Origin of the sequence: Roseospira navarrensis (assembly GCF_009601025.1) — a bacterium.
Classification (GTDB): Bacteria; Pseudomonadota; Alphaproteobacteria; order Rhodospirillales; family Rhodospirillaceae; genus Rhodospira; species Rhodospira navarrensis.
Genome location: NZ_WIVE01000025.1, coordinates 37,536 through 56,615 on the forward strand (window position 1 = coordinate 37,536; position 19,080 = coordinate 56,615).

Annotated in this window: 17 protein-coding genes; 6 read left to right on the forward strand and 11 right to left on the reverse strand. The window is 73.2% G+C overall.

The annotated features are described in order from the left end of the window. Positions 1-2: 2 nt before the first annotated feature. From ftsA to GHC57_RS09475, 4 genes are all read left to right on the forward strand, one after another. The gene (ftsA, locus tag GHC57_RS09460) at positions 3-1,307 is read left to right on the forward strand and encodes a cell division protein FtsA (RefSeq protein ID WP_246152234.1); all 1,305 of its coding nucleotides are present in this window, start codon (positions 3-5) and stop codon (positions 1,305-1,307) included. Between the two features lie 302 nt (positions 1,308-1,609). After that, entirely contained in the window at positions 1,610-3,655 is a 2,046-nt protein-coding gene (gene ftsZ, locus GHC57_RS09465; RefSeq protein ID WP_153343517.1) for a cell division protein FtsZ, read from the forward strand. A 208-nt stretch (positions 3,656-3,863) separates the two neighbouring features. Further along, positions 3,864-5,600: a hypothetical protein gene (locus tag GHC57_RS09470; RefSeq protein ID WP_153343519.1), complete on the forward strand. Its 1,737-nt coding sequence runs from the start codon at positions 3,864-3,866 to the stop codon at positions 5,598-5,600. Between the two features lie 96 nt (positions 5,601-5,696). Next, positions 5,697-6,134 carry a hypothetical protein gene (locus GHC57_RS09475; protein WP_153343521.1) on the forward strand — a complete coding sequence of 146 codons (438 nt, stop codon included), beginning with the start codon at positions 5,697-5,699 and terminating at the stop codon, positions 6,132-6,134. A gap of 3 nt (positions 6,135-6,137) precedes the next feature. Here the strand turns inward: GHC57_RS09475 and GHC57_RS09480 are convergent, their stop codons facing one another. The 7 genes from GHC57_RS09480 to GHC57_RS09510 form a co-directional block, all read right to left on the reverse strand. Then, complete coding sequence (locus tag GHC57_RS09480; RefSeq protein ID WP_153343523.1) at positions 6,138-6,344, reverse strand: hypothetical protein; 207 nt, start codon at positions 6,342-6,344, stop codon at positions 6,138-6,140. Between the two features lie 154 nt (positions 6,345-6,498). Beyond that, the gene (locus GHC57_RS09485; protein WP_153343525.1) at positions 6,499-7,218 is read right to left on the reverse strand and encodes a ZIP family metal transporter; all 720 of its coding nucleotides are present in this window, start codon (positions 7,216-7,218) and stop codon (positions 6,499-6,501) included. A 214-nt stretch (positions 7,219-7,432) separates the two neighbouring features. Continuing rightward, complete coding sequence (rpmA, locus tag GHC57_RS09490; RefSeq protein WP_153343527.1) at positions 7,433-7,711, reverse strand: 50S ribosomal protein L27; 279 nt, start codon at positions 7,709-7,711, stop codon at positions 7,433-7,435. 76 nt (positions 7,712-7,787) lie between these two features. Beyond that, complete coding sequence (gene rplU / locus GHC57_RS09495) at positions 7,788-8,087, reverse strand: 50S ribosomal protein L21 (RefSeq protein WP_153343529.1); 300 nt, start codon at positions 8,085-8,087, stop codon at positions 7,788-7,790. Between the two features lie 218 nt (positions 8,088-8,305). After that, positions 8,306-8,620 (reverse strand): hypothetical protein, encoded by a 315-nt coding sequence (locus GHC57_RS20545; RefSeq protein WP_153343531.1) that lies wholly within the window; start codon positions 8,618-8,620, stop codon positions 8,306-8,308. Between the two features lie 64 nt (positions 8,621-8,684). Continuing rightward, positions 8,685-9,449 (reverse strand): DNA repair protein RecO, encoded by a 765-nt coding sequence (gene recO / locus GHC57_RS09505; RefSeq protein ID WP_153343533.1) that lies wholly within the window; start codon positions 9,447-9,449, stop codon positions 8,685-8,687. A 36-nt stretch (positions 9,450-9,485) separates the two neighbouring features. Beyond that, complete coding sequence (locus tag GHC57_RS09510) at positions 9,486-11,219, reverse strand: penicillin-binding protein activator (RefSeq protein WP_170294793.1); 1,734 nt, start codon at positions 11,217-11,219, stop codon at positions 9,486-9,488. Positions 11,220-11,487: 268 nt separating this feature from the next. Between GHC57_RS09510 and GHC57_RS09515 the strand changes: the two genes are divergently transcribed. Together GHC57_RS09515 and aat are read left to right on the forward strand one after the other, a co-directional pair. Further along, the gene (locus GHC57_RS09515; protein WP_153343537.1) at positions 11,488-11,778 is read left to right on the forward strand and encodes a Dabb family protein; all 291 of its coding nucleotides are present in this window, start codon (positions 11,488-11,490) and stop codon (positions 11,776-11,778) included. Positions 11,779-11,936: 158 nt separating this feature from the next. After that, positions 11,937-12,617 (forward strand): leucyl/phenylalanyl-tRNA--protein transferase, encoded by a 681-nt coding sequence (gene aat / locus GHC57_RS09520; RefSeq protein ID WP_170294794.1) that lies wholly within the window; start codon positions 11,937-11,939, stop codon positions 12,615-12,617. Here aat and GHC57_RS09525 read toward each other — a convergent pair. The 4 genes from GHC57_RS09525 to GHC57_RS09540 all read right to left on the reverse strand — a co-directional run bounded on the left by GHC57_RS09525 (position 12,527) and on the right by GHC57_RS09540 (position 18,717). After that, a complete protein-coding gene (locus GHC57_RS09525; RefSeq protein ID WP_153343541.1) occupies positions 12,527-13,117 on the reverse strand; it encodes a DUF2155 domain-containing protein in 591 nt (196 codons plus the stop codon). The genes aat and GHC57_RS09525 overlap by 91 nt on opposite strands. 75 nt (positions 13,118-13,192) lie before the next feature. Further along, positions 13,193-15,313, reverse strand: a complete 2,121-nt coding sequence (locus tag GHC57_RS09530) for a sensor histidine kinase (RefSeq protein WP_153343543.1) — start codon at positions 15,311-15,313, stop codon at positions 13,193-13,195. A 167-nt stretch (positions 15,314-15,480) separates the two neighbouring features. Continuing rightward, on the reverse strand, positions 15,481-16,200 hold the full coding sequence (locus GHC57_RS09535; RefSeq protein WP_153343545.1) for a DUF6134 family protein: 720 nt from the start codon (positions 16,198-16,200) through the stop codon (positions 15,481-15,483). Between the two features lie 42 nt (positions 16,201-16,242). Then, positions 16,243-18,717, reverse strand: a complete 2,475-nt coding sequence (locus tag GHC57_RS09540) for a caspase family protein (protein WP_153343547.1) — start codon at positions 18,715-18,717, stop codon at positions 16,243-16,245. Positions 18,718-19,080: the final 363 nt, after the last annotated feature.

Consider the following 19,080-nt stretch of genomic DNA (forward strand, 5'->3'; position numbering starts at 1 on the left):
CGATGCTGCTGTTCAGCCGCACCGACCGCGACACTTCGGGCGAAAGCGCCCCCACCCCGCTCAAGCGGCGGGGGGGGCTGATCGCCGCGCTCGACGTGGGCACGACCAAGGTCGCCTGCCTGATCGCCCGCGCCGACGACGACGGCGGGGTGCCGCGCGTGCTGGGCATCGGCCACCACCGCTCGCGCGGGGTGCGGGGCGGCCGCGTGGCCAATCCCGACGAGGTCGAGGCGGCGATCCGCAACGCGCTGGAGTCCGCCGAGGACATGGCCGGCGAGCGCGTGGACGGTGTGGTGGTCGCCGTCACCGGCGGCGCGCCGGAGAGCGAGCGCATCGACGTGGAGATGGACGTCTCGGGCCACGAGGTCCGCGATTCCGACATGCGCCGCGTGCTGTCCTGCGTCGGCCAGCACCCGCGCGACCCGGACCGGGAGCTGATCCACTGCATCCCCGTGGGCTACAGCCTGGACGGCGTGGATAACGTATTGGACCCGCGCGGCATGTACGGCGAGCGGCTGGGCGCGCGCATCCATCTGGTGAGCGCCGCCAGCGGCCCGCTGCGCAACCTGACCACGGTCATCGAGCGCTGCCGCCTGGACGTGGACGGGCGCGTGGCCGCGCCCTACGCCGCCGGTCTGGCGAGCCTGGTGGAGGACGAGCGCGACCTGGGGGCCACCGTCATCGACATGGGCGGCGGCACCACGTCGGTCGCCGTGTTCCTGGGCGGGCACGTGATCCACGTCGGGGTGATCGCCGTCGGCGGCGGTCACGTGACCAACGACATCGCCCAGGGTCTCTCAACGCCGCTGGCCAGCGCCGAGCGGCTCAAGACCATGTACGGCGGCGTCCTGGCCTCGCCGGCGGACAGCCGGGAGATCCTGCGGGTTCCCCTGGTGGGCGAGGACGAGGACCAGCCGTCGCAGGAGATCCCCCGGTCCTACCTGGTGCAGATCATCCGGCCGCGGGTGGAGGAAACCCTGGAGCTGGTGCGCGCGCACCTGGAGGCCGCCGGCGTGGATCGCGTCGCCGGCCGGCGGGCGGTGCTCACCGGCGGCGCCAGCCAGATGCCCGGCATGCGGGAACTGGCGGAGCAGATCCTGGACAAACAGGTCCGGCCCGGGCGGCCCATGCGGCTGCGCGGGCTGGCGGACAGCGTGGCGGGCCCCGCCTTCGCCACCTGCGCCGGGCTGGTGAGCCACGCCGTTCAGGACCAGGTCGAGCGTCCCATGCTCGACGAGCCCCCGCGCGCGGGCGGCGTCTTCGGGCCGGTCAACCGGATCGGTCGCTGGCTGAAGGAGAATTTCTGATGACCCATCGCGGCGACGACCTCTTTGGCACCCCGGACCCGGCCGCCCCGCAGGGCGACGGCGACGGACCGACCCAGACCCCGAATTTTCCGGACCGGCCGGGCGATCCGGTCCGGGCGGAGGCCGCCCCCGGCCTTCCGCCTTTGGTTTCTCCCCATTGCGAAGAACGCCAAGACCGAGAAACGGTCCAGGACTCCGGCACAGAGCAGAGCGAACCCCTGAGCGGGCAGACCCCGCAGGACACCAATGAAGGGCCCGCCCAAGCGCGCCCGCCCCACGAAAAGACACGGACGGAGGCAGTTATGAGCATCAATCTTGGCGTCCCCGAAGACATCGAGCCATCGATGAAGCCCCGCATCACGGTCATCGGCGTCGGCGGCGCCGGTGGCAACGCGGTCAACAACATGATCGAGGCCCATCTGGAGGGCGTCGATTTCGTCGTGGCCAACACCGACGCCCAGGCGCTGGCCCAGGCCCGCACCGACCGGCGCGTTCAACTGGGCGGCGAGACCACCCACGGCCTCGGCTCCGGGGCGCGCCCCGACATCGGCCGCGCCGCCGCCGAGGAGAGCTATGACGCCATCTCGACGGAGTTGAAGGGCAGCCACATGTGCTTCATCACCGCCGGCATGGGCGGCGGCACCGGCACCGGCGCGGCCCCCGTGGTGGCGCGATGCGCGCGCGACATGGGCATCCTGACCGTCGGCGTGGTCACCAAGCCGTTCCAGTTCGAGGGCACCCACCGCATGCGCCTGGCGGAAGGCGGCATCGACGAGCTGGCCCAGTACGTGGACACGCTCATCATCATCCCGAACCAGAACCTGTTCCGGGTGGCGAACGAGAAGACCACCTTCTCCGATGCCTTCAAGATGGCCGACAACGTGCTGTACGCCGGCGTGCGCTCGGTCACCGACCTGATGATCATGCCGGGCCTCATCAACCTGGACTTCGCCGACGTCCGCACGGTCATGATGGACATGGGCCGCGCCATGATGGGCACCGGCGAGGCCAGCGGCGAGAACCGCGCCATCGAGGCCGCCGAGGCCGCCATCGCCAACCCGCTGCTGGAAGAGACCTCCATGCGCGGTGCGCGCGGCGTGCTCATCAACATCACCGGCGGCAACGACATGACGCTGTACGAGGTGGACGAGGCCGCCAACCGGGTGCGCGAGGAGATCAAGTGCGAGGACGCCAACGTGATCTTCGGCTCCTGCCTGGACGGCAGCGTCGAGGGCACCATGCGCGTCTCGGTGGTCGCCAGCGGCATCGACGCCGCCACCCAGGCGCGCCCGCGCGACGAGCGGGACGCCGCCAACGGCGGCGGCTTCGGCCTCGGTCTGGCGGCCGGGCGGGCCGTCATCGGCGGCGAGGGCGGCGCCTCCAAGGAGCGCGAGAACCGTCCCGCCGCCCAGGTCGCGCCGGCCGCGCCGGCCGCGCGCGAGGCGACGGCCCACGCCCGCGAGGCGGAACCGCGCGTGCTCGACGACACCGCGTCGGACCTGCGGGGCGGCGACATGGTGGACCCGGCGGCCGTGCTGGACAGCGACGCGCCGACGCCCCGCCGCGCGGCGGAGCCCCAGGCCCGGCCCGAGCCGGCGCAGGGGACCTCCGGCGGAGCGCGCCCGGCGGCGGCGTCCCACGGCGGCCACGGCAGCCATGGCGGGTCCGGCGGCGCGCCCACCCGGCCCGCCTACCCCGCGCAGCACACCCGGCAGGCGGGCGGCAATCCCGGGGTCTTCATCCCGCAGCCCGCCGCGCAACCGCCGGTGGCCTCGGCCGGTCGCCTGACGCCGCCCACGGCCAGCGCCCCGGGTGGCCAGCCGCACGGCGGCACCCATGGCTACGGCCACGCGGACACCCCGCCGCCGGTGACCGGGCAGACCGCGCTGGACCGTCACGCCCAGCAGCGGCCCACCCTGTCCCGTCCGGCCCAGCAGCCGCAAGCCGCCCGTCCGGGCCTGCAGCCGGGCCTGCACGTGGCCTCGGAACAGCCGTCCGGCCGGCGCGACTCCGGCGGCTATGAGGTGCGCGAGTACCGCGCCGACCCGCGCGACCGGCAGGACCGGGCCGACTCCCACGACCGGCAGGACCAGGAGCGGCGGGGTCAGCGGCCGTCCCTGTTCCAGCGCATGACCGGCTTCGGCCGCGCCCGCGCCGAGGAAGAGGAGCGCGAGCGCGAGCGCGAGGCGGCCCTGGAGCGGGTGCGCGCCCGATCCCGCCAGCACGCCGAGTCGCAGGGCGAGGACCAGCGGCCCATGACCGTCAACCCGGAGGACCGGCCGGTCTCCTCGCAGCACCGCGAGGACCAGTTGGAAATTCCGGCGTTCCTGCGCCGTCAGGCGAACTGATCGGCCGGGCGGAAAGCGAACCGGCCGCCTCGGGACCCCACGCCCGAGGCGGCCGCGCCGCATCCCGGGTCCGGTCCGTCCCGATCCCACCGTTTCGGTCTCGCCCCGGACCGGGCTAGACTTCGACCTCTGTTGACCGGATCGGCCGGCGCGCCGGACCCCGCGACGCCCGCCGGCCGGGTTCACCCCAGGGGAGCCCCTGCCGACCATGGCGCGACCGTCGTTCCGAGCCCGCCATTCCGGCCCCCGGCCGGACACGATGCCGCGCCGGTCGCGGCATCGCTGGATGGCGCTCGGCCTGATCGTCGCCTCGCCGCTGGCCGGGACCGCCCTGGCCGCCTGGATGGTGCCCGAGGGCGCGGCCCCATCCCCCGGGGGGGGCCACGCCACGCCGGTCGCCACCGCGGCCCACCAGGAGACCGCCACCCGTCCCGTCGCCGACGCCCTGCTGGAGCAGGCGCAAGCGGAGGTCCTGCGTCTGACCGGCGTGCTCTCCACGGCGCGTCAGGGCCGCGCCGCCGCCCCCACCCACACGCACGCGGCCTGGGATCGGGCGATCGCCGCCCTGATGGAGGCCCGCGCGCGCCACGCCCGCATCGTTGGCGATCTGGCGCCCGATCCGGGCGCCGTGGACGCCGCCCGCGTCACCGCGCTGGATGCCGAGGCCCGGGCCGCCCGCGAGGCCACCCGGCGCGCGGGCGACCTGCTGACCGCCGCCCGGTCGGCCCCACCCCCGGCATCCCCGCCCGCGACGGCCCCGCCAGAGGCCCCGGCGACTCCGGCGCTGTCGGCCCCCGCGCCGGTCGCGACCGCACCGCCGCCGCCGCCGTCCACCGTCCCCGCCCCGGACGCGGCGCCGGCCCCGTCCCGGGCCACCCCGCCATCCCGGCCGGCGGCCGATGCCCTGGACCCGCCGCCGCCGGTCGGACCCGGCCCGGCGCTGCCGCCACCGGCCGCGCGTCGGGCCGCCCTGGAGTCGGGCGGCCCCCCCATCCCGCCGCCGCCGTCGCGGGACCCGCCCGAGGACACGGTTCGGGTGACATCGAGCGGGCTGGTGGACAACCTGGGCCGCACCCTGCCCTCGCCGCCGTCCGTGCTGGTCACCGGACTGGCGGCGCTGCCCCTGGACTCCGGACCCTTCCGGCCGGGCGGACCGGCGGACTGGGAGCCGGCCACCTTCCCCATCATGCGGCCGCGCGGCGATCCGGCCGTGTCCGTGCATCCGGACTTCGCCGGCCCCACGCCATCCCCGGCCGAGACCCGCCCCACGGGTCCGGCGCTGATGACCGGGGGCGGCCCCCTGGTGCCTCGGGACGACCTGCTGCCGCCGGACGCCGATCAGGCCCGCGCGGCGCTGGACGGTCCCCGGTCGCCGGATCCCGCGCCCGAACCCGCGCCTGTGCCCGACCCGTCTCCGGTCGCGGCGCCCACGCCCACGCCCGCGCCTGAAGCGCCGCCGCCGCCCCAGGCCACGGCCGTGCAGCCCTTCCAGGCGGTGCCGCCCGGTGTGGCGGACCCGAACGACCCGGCGGCCCGCGAGACCTTCGAGCGATTCCGGCGCCTCGCCGACCGGGTGTCGGCGCAAACGGACAAGGCCCGCGACATTCTGGCCCAGATCGACCCGGTGCGCGCCGACCTCTCGCAGCGCATCCAGCGCATCGCGGAGACCGACCCGCGCCGCGCCGGGCTGCTGTCGGTGCGCGAAACCATCGACGCCGCCGAGGTCCACATGGTCGCCGCCGTCGAGCGCTTCGAGGCGCTGGCCCATCAGCTCGACTTCGTGCTGAGCGGCGCGGCCCCGGCGCGCTCCGCCTGGACGCCCCGCGATGCCGCCCGGCAGGCCATGGCCGCCGGCGCCGAGGCCGACCAGGGCGTCAACGGCCTGCGCCGGGCCATGGCCCAGTTCGAAGCGGTGATGACGGGCGCCGCCAGCCCGCGCGAGTGAGCCCCCTTCCCCTGGCGGCGGGCCGGACCTATGGTATTCTCCAGGATCGGACCGCCGCACGCGGTTCCACTGGTTCGCATGAGGGGGGCACCCGCCATGGCCGACGAGACCCGGGATCAGGACACCCAGCCCGACGCCGAGACCACCGCCACGGACAAGGGCCGTCCGCCCAGCGCCGCCTCGCGGGTGCTGGAGGCCCTGAACGGCCCCAAGGACGCGGCGAAAGACCCGCTGGAGATGATGATCGCCATCTTCAAGGATCCGGATTTCTCTGAAGAGGAAAAGATGCTGCTCTACCGCCTGTCCAGCGAGCGGTTCCGCAACCGGCGCCGGATGGCCTACATCTCGCTGTATATGATGGTGGGCGCGACGGTGTTCCTGGGCCTGCTCATCCTGATCGAGGGCCTGGGCGGCGGCACCGGCTTTTCGGCCCTGATCGAGAAGCACACCAATATTCTGGTGTGGCTGGGCGGGTTCTTCACCTCGATCATCGCGTTCTATTTCGGCGCCTCCACCCTGCGTCCGTCGAGCTGAGGATCAGACGGCCCAGCGGAACACGCTGCGGGTGCCGCGCTGGTCGCCCAGCGCGCTCATCAGGGCGCGGCCGGCCGGCGTGACCTGACCCCGGGCGTCGATCCAGGACCGGCGGTGGGCCAGGTCGCGCGGGGATTCCCCGGTGCCGATGCTGAGCTGATGGGCGACGGACAGAAGGCCCGCCTCGGTTTGAACGTCTGTGGTCGTCATGGCGCATACTCCCATTCTGGGGCAACCGCCTTTGCCAAGGCCGTTGAAGACCGTGGCAGGCCGGCTGCCGCAGGTCGAGGGCAGGATCGCCCGGACCCTCGATGTCTATCAGGGAGGCGCTGATACCGGGCTGAGAGCCGCCGTCAGGCGCCCGTCAGCCGACCAGCATCTGACCGATCACGCCGATCTGGAAGCCCAGCACCGCGCCCAGCGGCGGCGCCCAGGCCCGGCGCAGGCGGGCAGCGGGGGCGATGTCCTGGAAGGTCAGGTAGAGGATGCCGCCCGAGGCCACGAGCGTGATCGCGCCCAGGGTCTGCGGTCGGTCGGCGAGCCACAGCAGGCCGCCCAGCGCCGCCAGCGGCCCCAGCAGCGCGCACCCGGCCATCAGCGCCAGACCCGCCCGCTGGCTGGTCCGGTGCTTGCCCGTCGTCAGTTCGCGGAAGGACGTAAAGCCCTCGGGCAGGTTCTGGACCCCGATGAGGATCGCCAGCAACAGCGCCTCGGGCGCGCCGGTGGCCAGCAGGGCGCCCAGGGCCATGGCCTCGGGCACGAAATCCAGCAGCATCGCCATCAGGACGGAGAGCTGCGCGCCGGTCGCCGCCAGCGCCCGGTCAATGACCAGGAACAGCAGGCCGCCGCCGGTCAGGCCCACGACCACCCAGAGCGGCGACAGCACGTCCGTCCCGTGCGGCACCAGCACCAGGGCGACAGCGGCCAGCAGCACGCCGCCGACCAGCGCGTTGACGGCGTGGCGCAGCTCGGTGTCCAGCCAGCCGGGCAGCAGGCGTTCATACCGGGCCAGACCGGCCCCGGCCAGAATGGCCAGACCGGCCAGCAGGGCATAGCCCAGCGCGGGCAGAAGTCCGTCCGACATCAAGGCGGCCTCTCGGATGAGGGGGGAGCGGCCCCCTCACCCTACCGCGCGGGTGGACGATGGGCCACCAGGACGCGGAGACACCAAGGCGTCCCACGAGCCCGAGCGATGCCAGGAGCCGGAGGCCCAACACACGACAAAAGGGGGATGGCGCGCCACCCCCCTTCGGGTCGTCTCGTCGTCTTCGACGGCGGCCGGAAACGCCGCGCGCGGCCTACTCGGCGGCTTCGGCCACCGGGGCGGCGGGCTCCACCGACACGTAGGTGCGGCGCTTGAAGCCCTTGCCGAACTTCACCTTGCCGTCGGTCAGGGCGAACAGGGTGTGGTCCTTGCCCATGCCCACGTTGTCCCCCGGATGCCACTTGGTGCCGCGCTGGCGCACGATGATGTTGCCGGCGATCACGGCCTCGTCGCCGTACTTCTTCACGCCGAGGCGGCGGCCAGCGGAGTCGCGCCCGTTGCGGGACGAACCGCCTGCTTTCTTGTGAGCCATGATGCTCTCCTCACCCAATCGTCGCCCGCGCGCCGCTGCGGCGTGCTACGGGCTCCGTCAACCTGTCTGGCCGGTGTCAGCCGGCGATGTCGGTGATGCGCACGCGCGTCAGGGTCTGGCGGTGACCCCGCTTGCGGCGGTGGTTCTGCCGCCGCTGCTTCTTGAACACGATCACCTTCTTGTCCTTGAACGTGCGCTCCACGGTGGCGGAGACCGAGGCGCCGGCCACGGTCGGGCTCCCGACCTTGTCGCCGACCATCAGCACGTCGTCGAAGGTGATGCTGGCGCCGTCTTCGGCCTCCAGCTTCTCGATGTCGAGCACATCGTCCTTGGCGACCTTGTACTGTTTGCCGCCGGTCTTGATTACTGCGAACATGACGTCGTCACTCGTTGGCGCACGGGGAACAGATCCGCACCGACACGGGGCCCAGAGGCGAGCCGATCCATGGGTGCGGCGGACAATACCGACCCGGGCGATCGCCACACAGCGCCGCCTCGGGAGCGCGACACTTTACGCGGCGGCGGACCCGAGTCAAGCGTTTTCGCCGGATCCCAGGGCTCCGAACTCGGATGACAGGGGTGTCATGGGTCGTGTCACCGCCCGAGATCATTCGCGCCCTTTCGGCGCCCAGGATTGTCTGATCCCGTCTCGTTGACCGTTTGCCCTTGCCTGTCCTTTCGACCTGCTCGATCAAGGGTCGCCCCCTCAACCACGGTCTTCGGCAGTGTCCCGGACGCCTCTGCAACAGCCGCCCGCACCCGGCCGAGATGCGCCGTCCCCTGCGGACCCACGAGGCCGAACGCGGCCCTGTGCCCCCTCACGGCATTGATCGTCTGCGTGCGTTGGCGCACCAGCAGGTCGCGCACACCCAAGGTCATGCCCAGGGCCTGCTTCTCTTCGCTCTTCACGGCACCGACCCGTCAGCGCCGGCACCGTGCGCCTTAAAAGAGGTCGTCGCGACCCCGCGCCCTTTCACCCGATGTCCCCGCGCGCCTCCAACCGCGCCGTCAGGCGCGCGCGGGCCGGTGGCGCGCCGGCGGAGCGGGTGGCGACGAACACATGCCGATCCAGGAAGTGCCCGGTCAGCCGCAGGCCTGCGCGCGCGACCTCGGCGGAGACCCCGGGCGACGCCTCCCCGGCGACCAGGAACGCGGGCAGCGGCAACAAGCGGTCGTGCCAGGGCGCGCCGGGGGCGGCCGAGACCGCCCGGCCGGTGCGGGGCGAGACGTAGACGAGGCCCTCGGTCGCGCCCGTGGCCGCGCAGGCCGTCAGATCCAGGCCGAAGCCCAGGTCGGCCAGCACCCCCATTTCCCAGCGGACATAGGCCGCCGTCAGGTCGGCCAGCGCCGGGGCCTCGGGATCGGCGGTCAGGGCCAGCAGGGCCGCCGTGTCCTCGAACAGGTCGGCGAAGGCCTCGCGCTCGGGCAACGCGGCCTCGGCCACCGCGCAGATGGCCGCCAGCACGGCCAGCCGGTCGCCATGGCCCAGCACCCGCGCGGCCAGGGCATCCGCCATCTCGCCGGACAGCGTACCCAGATGGTCGGCCAGCCGCGCCTTCCAGGTCACATGCAGACGGTTGCCGGGCTGCCACAGGCCGCGCGCGGCCTTGCCCACGCCGCCCCGCACCAGCCCCATATGCCGTCCGTGCGTCCGGCTGAGAACGGAGACGAGCAGGCTGGTCTCGCCGTGCGGGCGCCCGGCCAGCACGATGGCCTCGTCCCGCCACTCAACGGCCATGGGCGGACCCGAGGCCGACCGGCGCGCGACCGCCCCTCACGATGTCGGCGTGCAGACGCGGCGCGAGCCGACCCAGCGGCAGCCGTCGTCCGCGGCGGGCGCCGGGGCGCTGACCGGCGTGGGCGAGCCGCCCGCGTCGGGCCGGCCGCCGTCCGCGTCGCGCGCCAGGGGCGGCATGGCTCCGTCGGCCTCGGGGTCGGCCTCGGGGTCGGCGCCCGGCGTCAGGGTCGGCACAGTGTCGGGCGTCTGGGCCTCGATCTCCGCCGCCAGCCAGGGGTGCCGTTCGAAATCGTCCGGCCCGACCAGCATGCGCGGGGCCTGCGTCGTCCCGAACCGAACCGGCGCGGGTCGGATCACCCTCGGTCCGTCCTCATGGACCTCCAGCACGAACAGGCCGCGCTCGTTCAGGCCCGAGGGCAGCAGGCGGAACAGACCCGAAAAGCCCCGGAAGCCCGCCGGATCGGTCAGGAAGCGGCTGAGGCTGGGCGCCGGGCCGGCCGCGCCGTCGCGGCGCGCGGCGGTCCAGGCCTCGGCCAGGGCGACGCCGTCCATGGCCAGCCGCGCCAGCTTGGTGGGGCCGATGGCCAGCCGCAGCGGCTCGGGCTCGGCGTCGGTCTCGGCCTCCGCGTCGGTCTCGGTCTCAGCACCGTCATCGACAGACGTGGCGGCGTCCTCCGCGACGGCATCGGCGGCCGCCTCGGGTTCGGCGTCCTCGGTCGTCGCCTCGGTCTCGTCAGGCGGGTCCGCCGGTTCGGGCGCGGCGGGCCGGGCCGGCCGGGTCTCGGGCGCGGACCGGCGGGCGGCCGCCGCCACCGCCCTGTCCAGGCGGCGGGCCTCGGTCCGCTCGTCGATCCAGGCCGGCGGCGTGCTCGTGCTGACGTACCAAGCCTCCTGGAGCGAGCCCTCCGAGAACGTTCCCGGCCACTCCCACAGGTCGGTGCCCAACAGGCGGAAGTCGGGCGGCGCGGCATCGTAATAGGCGAACAGAGCAGACAGCCCGACCAGATTCAGGCCGGTGGTGGGGATGAGGGCGCCGGACAGGTCCTGCTTGACCATCTGCCCGATCAGCTTGACCTGCGCGTCGTACTCCAGGCTGGCCGGGAACAACTCCAACGAGGCAGCTCCCGTCAGCCCCCCCGCAGGGCCGGGACCGGAGCGCGGACGGGCAGCGTCGGCGACCTGCCGGGCGTAGCTGGTGTCCGGCCCGACCACGGCGATCCGGCCATAGCCCTGGGTTGCCGCATGGGACAGCAGGGTGCGCGTCTGCTGGCCCGGCAGATGCCCCAGCACGTACAGGCCGCCCCCGGCCACGGCGCTGTTGTTGGAGAACGACAGGGCGGGAATGTCGGCGGCGGCCAGCACCGGCCTGGCGGCCTGGGCCGAGACCGAGAACAGTGGGCCCAGCACCAGTTCCGCGCCCTCGGTTACGGCCGCTTGGGCGGCGGCGCGCGCGCCCTCGGGCGTGCCCCGGGTGTCGTGGAGGCTGAGGCGAACCAGCGGCATGCCCGCCAGGGTCATGGCGTCGCGGGCGGCCGACGCCAGCGCCTGCCCCGTCTGCGCCTGCTCGCCGGTCATCGGCACCAGCAGAGCGACCGGCATGGGGCCGGTCGGAACCGGGGCGGTCTCGGAGGGGGCCGTTGCCTCGGCGGTGGACGACGGCGCGGTCGCCTGTCCCTGTCCCTGGCCGGAGCCCTGCGGTGTCGCGCAGCCCGCCACCAGCAGGCCCGCCAGCGCGCTCGCCGCCACACCCTTTGCCCACCGTTTGCCCATACCCGCCTCCCTGCCGTGTTGTCGTGCTGCCGGACCAACGCGCCGTCGCCCGGTCCGTTGCCGTCCCCGCCCGGGCGGCCGCCGCACCGCGCGAAGACCGTCGCCCCGTGATCGCGGGAAAGCATACCGATCCGGACCCGGACGTGCCACCGCCCGGGACCCCGATCCGCGGCAGACCGCACAAAATCTCGACACGGCGGGCCAACTCGGAAAGGATACGGCCCGCATTCGCGCACCCCATCCCCGAGTCCGAGGCGTTGTCCGTCCCATGATCCGTCATGTCGTGCTGTTCACCCTGAAAGCCCCCGAGACCCTGGACACCGCCATGGCCGCCCTGCGGCGGCTGGCGGAGATCCCGCACGTCCACGCGCTGGAGGTGGTCCCCAACCTGAAACGGGACCAGTTCGGCAACGCGGTGGATCTGGTGGTGCACGGGCTGTTCGAGGACACGGCGGCGCTGGACGCCTACAAGGCGCATCCGCTGTATGCCGAGGCCATCGCGGTCGTGCGGCCGCTGCGCGACGAGCGGACGGCGGCGGACTTCGTCACGACGCTTTGACCCGGATCGCCGGAGACACGGTCCGCGCATTCCGCACGCGCGGGCGGCGGCGACCCCGTGCTATACAGTCCGGATCGACACCGGACGGATCGGGACGGGCACACGGCCGCGCCGTCCGGACCCGTCGGCCGGTCTTCCCTGACAGCAACCCGGGTGCCGTGTTCCAGGTCACGCCAGACATTCTGCTGCGCGCCTATGCCTCGGGTCTGTTCCCGATGGCCCGGGCGCGCTCCGACCCCAAGGTGTACTGGGTCGATCCCGACCAGCGCGGCGTGCTGCCGCTGGATCGGTTCCATGTGCCTCGCTCGCTGCGCCGCACCCTGCGCCGGGGGCGGTTCGAGGTGCGGGTGGACACGGCCTTCACCGAGGTGGTGCGGGGCTGCGCGGAATCCATGCCCGACCGGCCCGAGACCTGGATCAACGAGGAGATCGAGGGCCTGTTCATCGCCCTGCACGACCTGGGGTTCGCCCACAGCGTCGAAACCTGGCAGGACGGCCGCCTGGTGGGCGGGCTGTACGGGCTGGCGCTGTCGGCGGCCTTTTTCGGCGAGAGCATGTTCTCGCGCACCACCGATGCGTCGAAAGTGGCGCTGTGCCATCTGGTGGCGCGGCTGCGGGCGGGCGGCTTCCGGCTGCTCGACACGCAGTTCATCACCGACCATCTGGCCCGCTTCGGAACCGTGGAGGTGCCGCGCGGCACCTACATGGAGCACCTGGATGCCGCCATGCAGCCACCGGCGGGCCGGTTCTACTGCGATCCGGCGGCGCTGTCGGACGCGCTGGAGGGGCTGTCGAGGCTGTCGGGACCGTCCGCACCCTCCGACCCCGCCTCGTCCTGACCACCGGGCGGCGTGTCGCGACATTCCAGCACCCAGACGTCATAGACCGGATGCTCCATGGCGGAGAGCGAGGGACTGGACGCGAACATCCAGCCCTGGAACACGGGGCGGGGCGGCTCGTCCGGCTGCAACTCCGCGATCTTCAGGAAGGCGGCGTGCTCCGGCGTCTGATCCGGCGCGGTGCGGCGGCAGGCCTGGGCCATCACCTCGACGCCGCCCAGCGTGACGGCGCGCCCCACCGGCACGGTCACCTGATCGACCCGCGCGGTGGACTTGTCCAGCCAGCGCAGCACCACATGGTCGCTGTCGATGCGGGGCACATCGTCGCGCGAGGGGGCCGGCGCGGCCCCGGACGGACCGTCCTGCTGCACCCGCAACAGCGCGGCGCCCCCCGGATCGGGCGTCGGGGCGGCCGGGCTCCAGGCGAGGCCGGCGGCGGCCAGGACGGTGACGGCGGGCGCGGACAGGCGGGCGGCGGGGCGGAGACGGCGAACGGTCATGACGGGCGCAACCGGGGTCTGGAGAAGGCGCGCGGGCTCACCTCGCGCGCGGACACGGCGGCTATCTCTGCCCGCTCAATCGGGCGGAAGCAAGGCATAGCGTCCACCGGCAGCCCCGGCGTCGGGATCGCGCGGAGCCGAGGGCGGGAACACCACCTCGAAGGTGGAGCCCTCGCCCAGGCGGCTGCGGACACCCACCGTCGCCCCGTGCGCCTCCGCCAGGGTGCGCACCAGGGCGAGGCCCAGGCCGGTGCCCTCCACGTTCAGCCGCCGCGCCATGTCGGCGCGCACGAAGGGTTCGAAGATGCCCGCCTGATCCTCCTCGGACAGCCCGATGCCCGAATCACTGACCGTCAGCACCACCGTCCCGTCCGGCTCCGCCCGCGCCGCGCAGGTGATGCGGCCGCCCCGGGGCGTGTACTTGATGGCGTTGGACAGCAGGTTGAACAGGATCTGCCGCAGGGCGCGGGGATCGGCCGTCAGGGTCAAGGGTGGCGTCGGCGGCCGGATGTCCAGGGCCTGGCCATGGTTGACCGCGCGTTGCGCGACGAGGCGACCGCAGGCCTCGAACACCTCGCCCACGTCCAGCGGGTCCGGGCTCAGGTCCAGGTATCCGGCCTCGATCCGGGCCAGATCCAGCAGGTCGTCGATCAGGTGGACCAGAAAGGTGCCGCTGTCGTGGATGTCGCCGCCGTACTCCCGGTACAGCGCCGGGGTCAACGGCCCCAGCAGGGCGTCGCGGATGATCTCCGAGAAGCCCAGGATGGCGTTCAGGGGCGTGCGCAGCTCGTGGCTCATGCCGGCCAGGAACTCGGACTTGGCCTTGTTGGCGGCCTCCGCCTCGCGCCGGGCCTCGATCAGATGGGCCTCAAGGCGCTTGCGCTCGGTGATGTCGTGGATGATGGCGAACAGGGCGGGCCGCCCCTCCCACGACAGCGGGTTGGCGTGGACCTCCACGTCCCGCAGTGCGCCCGAGGCCAGCCGGTGCCGGAACTCGAACACCTGCTGGCGCCCCTCGCGAACCTGGGCGCGGTGCCTGGCCAGGGCCTCGGCCTGCAGGGTGTTGAAGTCGGTGTGATGCAGCCCGATCAGCCGGTCCCGGTCATAGCCGTAGAAGCGCGCGGCGGCGGCGTTGGCCTCCAGGATGGTCCCTTCCGCGGGGTCCACCAGGATCATGACGGCCTGCGAGCCGTGGAACAGGTCGTGATAGTCCGCCCGCGTCTGGGCGAGGCGGGACTGCGCCTCGAACCGACGCAGCAGCGGCCGCAGGCCCAGGGCCACGAGCAGGATCGCCAGTCCCACCGCCGCCAGCAGCCCGGAGAGCAACCAGCGCTCCTGCGCGCGGACCGGGGCCATGACGGCCGCACGATCCACGATGGCGTGGATGGTCAGCCCCGGAATCGCGGTGGCCTGGGTCAGCACGGCGAAGCGATCGTCCTCGGGCAGGTCTCCCGCGAGGGCCCGCCGCAGCACCGCCAGCGCCTCGTCATGCCCGCGCTGCCCGGCGTCCAGCAGCACGCGCTCGTCCGTCCCCTCGGTGAAGGCGAACACCACGGACTCGTCCGACTGCTCGGTGATGAAGGCCGTCAGCGCCGCCGCGCTGATGGACAGCAGGTCGAAGCCGATGCGGCCGGCCTCGGGATCGGCCAGCACCGAGCAGTACAGGAAGATCCAGCCGTCCTCGCGCCGCACGACATCCAGAAGGGTCACGCCGGCCGGGACCCGGGCACAGGCCTGCGGGTCGGCGCGGATGTCCCCCTCGCCCGCGCTGTACAGGAACGTTCCGTCGGGCGCGAAGCGTGCCACGCCGCGCACCGCGCTGCGCCGCAACGAGGCGGGACGCGCGGGCGAGCCCGGCGGATTGAGCGCGTCGGCCAGCTTGGGGACGGCGAACGCCCGCAGGTCCTCCAGCGACACGCGGCCGTCCAGATAGGCCGCCTGCCGCTCGCGCATCGCCGAGCGGCTGGCGATCTGGCGGGCCAGCGACAAGTGCTGATCCAGGATGTTGTTGATGCCCCAGGCCGAGAACCGGACCTCCTCGGCGTATTGGGCCTCGGTCATGGACTGGATGGTGCGGGCGAGCGGCAGCAGGCCGAGCAGGAACACCACCCCGAGCACCAGGGTGATGCCCAGGATGACCGTGCCGTAGATGACCGCAAGGGAGCGGTGCTTGGAGGGGGGCGCGGGGCGCTCCATGCTGATCGGATGTCCCTGTCCGCGAGGGGATGCGTGGGGCGCATGCCGACGGTGCCCCGCCGATAGACTAGACGGGATCGATGAATGGTCCGTAACCGGGCGGCGCCCGATCCGGCGCAGTTCCGTCAGCCGCCGCCCATCAGGCGCTGCCCGTCAGCCGCCGCCCGTCAGCCGCCTGTGGTGTCCAGCAGATAGACGATGTCCTCGCCGAACGATTCCCGCAGCGCCTTCACCCACAGGCCGTCGTCCGTGTACCACAGGTCGATCACGTCGTCCGTCTCGAACCGATAGCGGACGGCGTCGGTGCTGCCGCCCTTGTAGGCCACGCGCTCGCGGCCGATGGTGCGGGTCTTCACCGGGGCGACAGCGCCGCGCTTGGTGGTGATGACCTTGGGCGCCGTCAGGATGCCGGCGTTCCAGAAGCTCTTGGGCGGCGTGGTGGGCGAGACGGTGACGGTGCCCTCGGATCCCGTCACGGTGAACCCCCCGGTGCCGGGCGCCCCGTCCACGCGGAAGGGCTCGCCGTCGTCGTTGGTGCGGGTTTCCAGGCGGACGAGCTGGCCGTTCTCCCAGACCTCGGTGGCCATGTGCTGGCTGGCGTAGGAGTAGATCAGCACGGACACGTTGATGTTGGTGCGGGTCACGATGGTGCGGTCGGCCCCCCGGGCGTAGAACTCGAACACCGTCTTGCCGATGGGATCGTCGCCCCGAAAGATGCGGTAGGTCAGCGTCTGGTTCAGCGCATAACCGTCGGGGATGGTCTGCGCCCGGGCGGCGCGCGAGGGCACCCCGCCCGCCACCAGCGCGGACCCCGCGACCAGCGCCGTCAGCCCGCCCGCCAGCACGGCGCGGCGACTGTGGCCGCGCCCCGATCCCGTCTGCGTCATGTGTCCCCTCCCTGTTGTCGGCGCGGCGGCGCCGGTCGGTCCCTACCGGCAGGCCGCGTCCGGCGTTCCGGCCGGCCGCTTGGCGTAGATCTTGATGGTCCGGATATAGGTTTCCTCGTCGCCGACGATGCCGTCCTCCTCGCGGGAGTAGAACTGCAGCGTGCGCCCCTCCCGGCCGACCGTGTAGCTGAGCAGACTGCCGGACGCCTTGACGTCACGGCGGCCGACGAAGCCGTCGTCGATGTAGGCGTGCAGCACGGCGTTGGTGAAGAAGCCGACATCGTCATGGGCGTCCACCTCGATCCGGTCCACGTCCATGCGGCCGTCCAGGGTGATCTGCAGCGGGTTGGGGATGTCCGCGCCGTCCCCGCCCAGCGCGGCCTCGATGCGGCGGCAGACCACCAGCACCGTTTCCATGGACGCCGAGGGCGCGGGCCGCGTCGGCCGGCTGGGGCGCGGCGTCTCGATGGCCGGCGAGACCGCCCGCAGGCGGGTCAGGCTGACGGGCGTAACGTACCCGGTGGCGGGCAGGCCCTGGGCGCTCTGGAAGGACTGCAGGGCGCTGCGGGTCTGGGAGCCGGGCAGCCCGTCCACCACGCCGGCATTGTGGCCGAGCGCGTTGAGCCGGGCCTGGATCTCGCGCCAGTCCGTGCGCGTCGGATCGGCCATGGCCTCGCCCAGGGACGGATTGCGCAAAGCGATGTCGTTGAGCACCGCCTGCCCCTGCGGCAGCCGTGTGAGCGCCTTCCAGGCCGGGCCCGCCGGGCCGGCGTGCATGGGATCGGCCCCGGCCTGCAGCAGCAGGCGCGCGGTCTCCACGTGGCCGCTCCAGGCGGCGAGGGTCAGGGCCGTGTTGCCGTCCTCCGCCGTCAGGTCCACGCGGGCCCCGTTGGCGAGCAGGGAGCGGATCCGGGCCTGATCGCCGGCCTGGGCCGCGATCATCAGCGCGGTCCGCCCCAGCGCGTCGAAGGCGTTGGGGTCGTTGCTGCCGTCCGCGCCCAGCGGCGGCCCGCCCGGTTGCGCCGGCGCGACGCCCGTGGCCGGCAGACCGGCCGTCTGCTCGGGTGTCGGCGTGGAAGGCGTCACGGTCTGGGGCGGCGCGGTGGCCATGCCGGCGTCGCTCTGCCCCGGCGGGGTGGCGCCCCCGAATGCCAGCGGCGCGGCCGGCCGGGGCGTCCGGGTCGTGCCGGTGCCGGTGCCGGTGCCGGTGCCGGTGCCGGTGCCCGCCATCGGAGTCCCCGGATCGGTGGCCGGCGGCGTCGCCGGCTGCAAGGGCGGCTGGGCGGGCGGCTGGGCCGTCACGGGACCGCCGGGCGCCGGCGTGGAGGCCGGCGGCTGCGGCTGCGGCTGCGATTGGGTGGGCGCCGGAGCGCCCCCCGGATCGGCCGACGCCACATCCACCGGGCGACCGCCTTCCAACTGCTCGATCCGCACTTCGGCGATGGGCGCATAGGTGCCGTCCGGCCAGCGCTCCAGGTACTGGCGATACAGGTCCGGCTCCTGGCTGGTCATGATGGACTGCCAGAACAGGGCCTCGGCGTTGCTGCCGGCCGGCGGCGGCGCGGGAACCGTGGGCGCGGACAGCTCGATCGAGCGCGTGCGCGCGGGCGCGCCGTCCGCGCCGGAGGCCTGCGCCACCTGATCCTGCGGCGGCCGGAAGTAGAAGTGGCCGGTGACCGAGTTGCTCACCCAGGGCACCTGCTTGCCGTCGGTTTCCGCCAGCACGTCCTGGCGGACCGACAGGAACACGTCGTCCAGGTCGTGGCCCGGGGTGGCCATGGCCTCGACCAGGGCCGAGGTGAAGGGGCTGTTGCGGCGGCGGTCGCCGTCCAGCGCCACCTGATCCGGCGCCGTGGCATAGGCCAGATAGGTCCCGGTGGGGGCGCTGGTGCGCGCCAGGCCGCGTCCGGCGCCCGAGCGCATGACCGACTTGTACGGGTTGTCGCGGCAGGCATCGAGGATGACGATGTTCAGACGGTTGCGCGCGCCGCCCATGCGGGCCAGGACCTCGCGCACGTTCACGCCCTCGACCTCGACGTGGGCTTCGTCCTCGATCACGGCATCCACGGGGATCAGATAGTTCTCGCCGTTCACCTGCACGCCGTGGCCGGCGTAGTAAAACAGGCCCACGCCCCCATCGCTGAGCTTGCGCCCGAACTCGATGTAGGCCCGGCGGATCTCGCGGTGGGTGGCGTCGATCAGGGTGGTGACCTCGAACCCGACCTCGGCCAGCGCCCGCGAGACGTCAAAGGCGTCGTTGGCCGGGTTGGTCAGCGCGCCGCTGTCATAGGCGCCGTTGCCAATGACCAGCGCGATGCGGTTTTCGGTGGGATCCTCCCCCGGCGCGAGTCCCTGGGCGCGCGCCGGACCGGACGGCCCCAGCGCGGCCAGCCCCAGCGAAACCAGGGCCGCCAGCACCAGCACGACGCCCGGGATCGTGCGCGGCCGCCCCCGGGTTTCCCCACGCGTCCCGAGGCTCTCGGGCGTGACCGCCCGCATTGTCCGACGCCACCCCATCACTCGTCCTCCCATGCCGCCATGGCCCTTGATCCGGATCAGGTATTATAGGATCGGATCGGCCTGATGGCCACTCCGCGGTCCCGGTGCGGCGCACACCGGGCCGGATGGTGCGGCGCCCGCGCCACAGGTGTCCGCGAGACCCTGCGACTCGCGCTGGCGTGCGGGCCAGGGCAACGGGTTCAGGTTAACATGGCGGCATGTTCCTCGCTGTCGGAGCGGGTCTCTCGAGATCCCTCGTCTCGCTTCGCTCACTCGGGATGACACATTAAATATGGCTCAAATAGCGTTCGCTATGCATTCCCGGATTTGGTATCATGAAGGATACCGAACGCGGGAGGCGGGCATGGATCGGGACACGTT

What these genes read in the sequence shown, in the direction of transcription:
- ftsA (WP_246152234.1), top strand. Translation starts at nt 3, where the DNA reads ATGCTGCTGTTCAGCCGCACCGACCGCGACACTTCGGGCGAAAGCGCC.
- ftsZ (WP_153343517.1), top strand. Translation starts at nt 1,610, where the DNA reads ATGAGCATCAATCTTGGCGTCCCCGAAGACATCGAGCCATCGATGAAG.
- GHC57_RS09470 (WP_153343519.1), top strand. Translation starts at nt 3,864, where the DNA reads ATGGCGCGACCGTCGTTCCGAGCCCGCCATTCCGGCCCCCGGCCGGAC.
- GHC57_RS09475 (WP_153343521.1), top strand. Translation starts at nt 5,697, where the DNA reads ATGGCCGACGAGACCCGGGATCAGGACACCCAGCCCGACGCCGAGACC.
- GHC57_RS09480 (WP_153343523.1), bottom strand. Translation starts at nt 6,344, where the DNA reads ATGACGACCACAGACGTTCAAACCGAGGCGGGCCTTCTGTCCGTCGCC.
- GHC57_RS09485 (WP_153343525.1), bottom strand. Translation starts at nt 7,218, where the DNA reads ATGTCGGACGGACTTCTGCCCGCGCTGGGCTATGCCCTGCTGGCCGGT.
- rpmA (WP_153343527.1), bottom strand. Translation starts at nt 7,711, where the DNA reads ATGGCTCACAAGAAAGCAGGCGGTTCGTCCCGCAACGGGCGCGACTCC.
- rplU (WP_153343529.1), bottom strand. Translation starts at nt 8,087, where the DNA reads ATGTTCGCAGTAATCAAGACCGGCGGCAAACAGTACAAGGTCGCCAAG.
- recO (WP_153343533.1), bottom strand. Translation starts at nt 9,449, where the DNA reads ATGGCCGTTGAGTGGCGGGACGAGGCCATCGTGCTGGCCGGGCGCCCG.
- GHC57_RS09510 (WP_170294793.1), bottom strand. Translation starts at nt 11,219, where the DNA reads ATGGGCAAACGGTGGGCAAAGGGTGTGGCGGCGAGCGCGCTGGCGGGC.
- GHC57_RS09515 (WP_153343537.1), top strand. Translation starts at nt 11,488, where the DNA reads ATGATCCGTCATGTCGTGCTGTTCACCCTGAAAGCCCCCGAGACCCTG.
- GHC57_RS09525 (WP_153343541.1), bottom strand. Translation starts at nt 13,117, where the DNA reads ATGACCGTTCGCCGTCTCCGCCCCGCCGCCCGCCTGTCCGCGCCCGCC.
- GHC57_RS09530 (WP_153343543.1), bottom strand. Translation starts at nt 15,313, where the DNA reads ATGGAGCGCCCCGCGCCCCCCTCCAAGCACCGCTCCCTTGCGGTCATC.
- GHC57_RS09535 (WP_153343545.1), bottom strand. Translation starts at nt 16,200, where the DNA reads ATGACGCAGACGGGATCGGGGCGCGGCCACAGTCGCCGCGCCGTGCTG.
- GHC57_RS09540 (WP_153343547.1), bottom strand. Translation starts at nt 18,717, where the DNA reads ATGGGGTGGCGTCGGACAATGCGGGCGGTCACGCCCGAGAGCCTCGGG.